General features: G+C 69.7%; 2 protein-coding genes. Both read left to right on the top strand.

What is annotated here, in order from left to right; all coding sequences use genetic code 11:
- Positions 1 to 59: 59 nt before the first annotated feature.
- Entirely contained in the window at positions 60 to 3,983 is a 3,924-nt protein-coding gene (locus G6017_RS15625) for a DUF6079 family protein (protein ID WP_182618182.1), read from the top strand.
- Positions 3,980 to 6,180: BREX-2 system phosphatase PglZ (pglZ, locus tag G6017_RS15620; RefSeq protein ID WP_182618180.1), on the top strand; the 2,201-nt coding region annotated here is incomplete at its 3' end. The genes G6017_RS15625 and pglZ, both read left to right, overlap by 4 nt.

Here is a 6,180-nt window from a genome sequence, read left to right as displayed (position 1 = left end):
CGCGGCCGCAAGCGCGTCGCAGCCGCAGCGACTACACCCGATAAGGAAAGCTAGAGGACATGGCCTTCACCCCTCCCGGCGCGACGGCAGGGTCGGGCACCAGCCCCACCCTGCGTGACGTCTTCTCGATCCCCGAGCACTCGGGAACCTCGACGTTCGTCCTCCAACTCTCCGACGCCGTCACCAGAGACGAACTCGGAACCACCCTGGCCGAGTACGTGGTGACCCCGTCCATCGGCGACGCCTTCGACGAGGCGCTCGCCCTGGTCGACAGCGCCCTGGCCACCGGAGAGAACAAGGGCGCCTTCCTCAAGGGCTCCTTCGGCTCCGGTAAGTCGCACTTCATGGCGGTGCTGCTCGCCCTGCTCACCGGGGACCCCCGCGCCCGCGCCATTGCCGAACTCCAGCAGCACATCGCCGACCACCCGCGGGCAACGTCGTCGAAGATCCTCGCGCTGCCCTTCCATTTCCTGGGCTCGAACTCCATCGAGGACACCCTGTTCTCGGCGTACCTCGAACACCTGAACCGGCTTCACCCGGGAGTCACCCCGCCGGTACTCCACATGGCCGACGGGTTGCTCGAGAACGCCGAACAGATGCGTGCCGAGGTCGGCGACGAGAGGTTCTTCGCCCGCCTGGCCACTGCCGCCACCGGACCTGGCGGCGTCACCTCGTCGTCGTCCTCCACCCCCGGCGGCCTCGACTTGGCAGCGCTCGGCGGCGCCACCGCCACCAACTGGGACCGCGATTCCTACGACCGCGCCCGACACCCCGCCGCGTCCCGCGCTGAGCGGGATGCGCTCGTCTCCGCGCTCGGCCAGACGTGGATCACCTCCGCGCACACCAACACCGACTGGCTGCATCTGCCCGAGGGACTGTCCGCCATCGCGGCGCACGCCAAGACCCTCGGCTACGAGGCCGTGGTTTTGCTGCTCGACGAGCTGATCCTGTGGCTCACCTTCCACTTCTCCAACCGCGAGTTCTTCGGCCGCGAGATCCAGAAGCTCACCGGGTTCGTCGAATCCGACCAGGGGCGCATGGCCGTGCCGGTCGTCAGCTTCATCGCTCGCCAGCACGACCTCAAGGCGTGGAAGGACTCCTCGATCGAGGCCGGCGAGGCCACCAAGATCCGCGAGCAGGCCATCGCCCACCAGGAAGGCCGCTTCTCTGGCATTGCGCTCGGCTCGGCCAACCTGCCGCAGATCGCCCACCGTCGACTCCTCACGCCCAAGAACGCCGCGGCGGTTGAGGCTCTCGAGGCCTCGTTCCAGCGGCTGCACCTGTCCCCGGCCGTCAAGCCCGTCCTGCTGGACAAGGTCAACACCGACGACCAGCATCGCGGTGCCACCGAGGAACAGTTCCGGCTCACCTACCCCTTCAGCCCGGTCCTCATCGACACCCTCGTCCACCTGTCCACCGCCATGCAGCGAGACCGCACCGCGCTCAAGGTGATGGAGTCGATGCTCGTCGACCTCGCCGACACCATGACCGTCGACCAGGTGATCCCCGTTGGCGAGGTGTTCGACTACATCATCGACGGGACCCAGAAGGGTGGTACCGACGAGGCGGTGGCCGCCCGCTTCCGCACCGCGCGCACACTGTGGCAGGACAAGCTCCGTCCTGCCGTCCTCGCCCAGTTCCCGGACGCTGACCCGAGCGTGCGGGACCTGGACCAGCCCAAGGGCGTGCGGGCCCAGCTCCGGCTGGCCAAGACGCTGTTGCTCTCCGCTCTCGCGCCCGAGGTGCCAGGACTAAAGGCGCTCACCGCCAGCCGCCTGGCGCACCTCAACCACGGGGAGCTCGTCTCGATCGTCGCCTCTGACGCGCCGACCCGCGCGCTCGCCTCGGTCCGCGAGTGGAACACCTCGGTCCCCGAGATCACGGTGGGAACAGACAGCCACGATCCGCTGATCTCCATCACGCTGGAGGAACTGCCCTTCGACGAGATCCTCGAGCGCGCCCGCGGCGAGGACACCTTCTCGCGGCGCCGCGAACGGCTGCGGTCGATGCTGCAGGAGGAGTTCGGGATCGCCGCCATCGACCCGCAGGCCGACGGCGCGCGCTCGACCCGGATCACCTGGCGCGGCACGAATCGGACCGTCGAGATCGTCTTTGGCAATGTTCGCGACCCCGGCTCCGTGCCCGACACCCTTATCGCCCCTGTCGAACCAGGGGCGCTGCGGGTGATCGTGGACCTGCCCTTCGACGAGGAGGGACACGGCGTCTCCGAGGACCACGCCCGACTCGACCGCCTGCGCACCGACGGTCACGATCACTTCACGCTCGCCTGGGTCCCCGCGTTCCTCGATCGCAAGCAGATGGACGACCTGGGCAAGCTCGTCACCATGGACTGGGTTCTGCAGTCGGAGAAGTGGCTCGGCTACACCAGCTACCTCGCCGACGGCGACCGTGAGCGGGTCCGCCAGGTCATGGTGACCCAGCGCAACCAGCTCGCCGGGCAGCTGGCCGCCATCTTGCGCAAGATGTACGGCATCGCAGAAGGAGCGGTGTTCCCCGAGGGGCAGCCGCCCGTCCGCTCGTTGAGTTCCTCCGTGGTGGTGCAAAGGCCCGTCGGCGCCTCGCTGCGCGAGGCCGCCCGGCGGCTCTACGATCAGGCCTTTGACCAGCGCTACCCCGACCACCCTCGGTTCGACACCACCAGCGCGCTCTCGCAGAAGGACTTCGCGGTCTCACTCGACGTGCTGCGCCGGTCCGACGCCCGCGAAGACGGCCGCGCCGCGGTTGTGGCCGCCGAGCGCAAGTCCGTCCAGCTCGTGCTGGGTGGCCTCCGGGTGGCCGACGTCCACGAGTCGCACCTCGTGTTCCCCAGCGCCACCTTTGCCAGTTTCGCCGGCCAGATCGACCGCGCGCTCGCCGAGGCGGAGAAGTCCGGGCAAGCCGACGGAGTACTCACGGTGGCACAGGTCGTGGCCGCCGTCGAGAAGCTCATGCCGCAAGCAGGGCTCAACCGCGACTGCACCACCCTGCTCGCGGCGGCCTGGTCCGAGTCACGCGACCGCAGCTGGTTCACCTACGGGACTCCCGTCGCAGCGCCGGCCTTCAAGGACATCCAACAGTCGCACCAGTTGCGCGAGCCGGTTCTGCCCGAGCAAGGCGAGTGGGATCGCGCCGTCCAGGCTGCCCAGCACCTCTTTGGCATTCCCGAGCGAGGTCACCTCTCCCCCACGAACCTCACCCACCTGGCGGGTGAGGTGGCGAGCAAGGCAGAGGAGTTCAAGCGGTCCAGCGAGGATCTGGTCGAACAGGTGGCCAAGCTCGAGCACCGGCTGGGACGGAGCGAGGAGGGGCGCCGCCTCCAGCTGGCCCGCCAGCAGACGCAGCTGCTGCAGACGCTGGTGCGCAAGAAGCAGCACCACGGCGAGATCGTGGCGGCCCTCGCCGCCGCCAGCGAGGGGCCTGGCACCTACCTCGGGGCCACCACCAACGAGGCGAGCCAGTCCATCACCACCGCCGAGGAAGTGGCCGCCGTAGCCCGCAACATCGGCCCGAACCTCGAGACGTTGATCGGTGGTCGTGCCAAGGAGGGGCCCCTCGGGGGTGAGGCCACGCAGATCGTGAAGGACCTGGACAACGGGGTCGACACCCACGAGTTCGTCCAGCATCTGGTCACGTCTGTTCAGAAGTTTGAGAAGCGCGCTCAGGACTGGATCAACAAGGTGATCGCCGGCGGAGACGGCCCCGGGAGCGGCGGCACTGGCGGCACTGGGGACGTCGGTGGAGGCGCGGGTCCGGGGGATAACGGCGGGTTCGGGACTGGTTCCGGCAGCGACGACGGCGAGACCGGCGGCGGCTCGGGAGCAGACGGCGTGGTGATCACGGGCTCCGGTCGACGCCGGACATTCGAGGCGCACGGCAGCCAAGTTGAAGGGGCGATCCACACCGCCCTCGCTGATCTTGGGCGGAGCTACGGGACGGGCACCCGCTTCCGGATCGAGATCACCGCCGAGGAGTCCGGAACGTGACCCCGGCCAGTGCCGGGTTAGCGGGGAGCGTCACTTCGTCGTCGTCCCTCGGTACGGCGACCGCCGCCGACCTGATTCCACTCCTCCACGGCCTCTATCGGGACAAGCAGCACAAGCGCGGTCTGCTGGTGATGCACGCCCGTCCCGAATGGGACGGCACCGAGCTGCGCGTCGACAACCTCACCGTGCCGGTCCACTGCTGCCGGACTGTGCTGGAGATCCGGGACGTGGTGCGGCACCGCAAGGATCCCGAGGTGCCGTGGCGCGTCGTGCTCACCGACCTCCCCGAGGAGCAGATTCCCCAGGGAGTTAAGGAGCACTTCCAACCGCTCGGGCGCATGCGGGAACTCGACCCCGTGGGGACCCTGCTCGGGATGTTCTCCGCCGACAAGACCGACGGCCGCATCCCCCGAGGGCGGGACGACGTCCGGGGGCTCACGACCGCGCTGGCCGACCACCGCGACACCCTCGCCCCCACCCCGACTCCGGTCCTCACAGCCGACCACCTCTACGGGGCCATCAGCACGCTTGTGCTGGGTCTGGAACAGGACTACCGGCTCGCGGACCTCCTGGCGTGGAGTGCCACCCCCGACTCCCACGCCGCGTGGGACGAGCTGGCCTCGCGTCTCACATCTCACGTCCGCGCGGGGCTCATCACGTGGCTGTGCCGCACGTTCACGTTGACCGGCCCCGGGATTCGTAGCCTGTGGGACAAGAGCGGGCCACGGGCACTCTTGCCCGCCGGCCTGGTAGCAGAGACCCTCCGCACGCCCGACTGGCAGGACACACCCACCGAACTCACCGGAGCGCGGGCCCTGTTCAGCCACCACATCGGCACCACCCTCGGCGACCAGTCCCTGCGCGAATGGGGATCCGCCGCCGCCAAGGCCGTCCGCACCTCACTCGATTACGGGCAGCCGCTCACCGCCGTACTCGGCGAGGCCCACCGGTTGATCACCGGATTCGAGCAGAACGGCGGCGCCTCGCTCCTCGCCGGATCCACAGTCCTGCCCGGCGCCTTCCAACGACGCCTCGACGTGTACGCCCGCGGCCTGGCCACCGCCCTCGACGGAGGGGGCGAGACCGCGCTGCTGCGGGGGCTCGAGGCGCTGCGGGCACACGTCGAAGCCGAGCGCTCCCGGCCCGATGACCTCGAGACCGCCGCCGCGCTGGTCCGGCTCCACCGGTGGAACCGGACCGAGGCCACCGCCGTGGCCGATCGGATGCGTTCTGTCGGTCACGTCGAGGCGATGCGCGCGTACGTTGACGAGCTGAGCTGGGTGGACCGGGCCGTCAACTCGGCGTGGCGTGGATTCACCGCCGATCCCAAGCCCGCGATCGGGCAGTCTGCGGCGGACCCCGACGCGCTCGGTCGTCGCGTCCTCGACCGCACCCTCGCCGTACGACGCGACATCGACCGGACCTTCGCTGCGCTCGTCGGTGCGCGATTGGCCGACCGCTCCACCGCCGGCGACGCCCTGCTTATTGAGGACGTGCTAACTCGGGTCGTCGCGCCCCTGCGGAAGTCCGGGCCGGTCGAGTCCGGTCTACGGAGTGAGCGGGCGCTGCTCGTAGTGGTGATCGATGGCCTTTCCGTGGCCGCCGCGCACGGGCTCCTCGAGGACGTGGCCGCCCGTCACGCCACCGTCTGGCAGCGGCTCGACCTGGCCTCCCTCGGACTCGACGTGGCCGCCTCCGCCCTGCCGTCGGTGACCACAGCGTCGAGGACTTCCTTGCTCAGCGGAGAGCTGGCCCTTGGCGGGCAGCAGGAGGAGCGGACCGGGTTCGCCGCCCTGTTCCCCGCCCACCCCTCGGTCAGCGACGGGCCGCTGTTCCACAAGGCAGACCTCGACGCGAGCATCGGCGATACCGTCCGCAGCGCCATCTACGACACCAAGCACGTCCCCGTGGTGGGCGCGGTGCTCAACACCGTCGATGACGCTCTCGACCGGTCCGACCCCATCGCCACCACCTGGACCACCTCGCGCATCACCCACCTGGACAAGCTGCTCGACTACGCCCGCGCCGTCGGACGAGACGTGGTCCTACTCTCCGACCACGGACACGTGGTCGAACGCAGCCGGATCGGAAAGGTCACCGCCGACGGCGCCGTGAGCGCCCGCTGGCGGCCCGCCACCGGGGCTCCCGCCCAGGACGGCGAGCGAGCCGTGTCCGGGAACCGGGTGCTCGCGCCCGG

The organism is Dietzia sp. B44 (genome assembly GCF_014145245.1).
Taxonomy (GTDB): Bacteria; Actinomycetota; Actinomycetes; order Mycobacteriales; family Mycobacteriaceae; genus Dietzia; species Dietzia natronolimnaea.
This window is presented reverse-complemented; position numbering and strand designations above follow the sequence as displayed.

What these genes read in the sequence shown, in the direction of transcription:
- G6017_RS15625 (WP_182618182.1), top strand. Translation starts at nt 60, where the DNA reads ATGGCCTTCACCCCTCCCGGCGCGACGGCAGGGTCGGGCACCAGCCCC.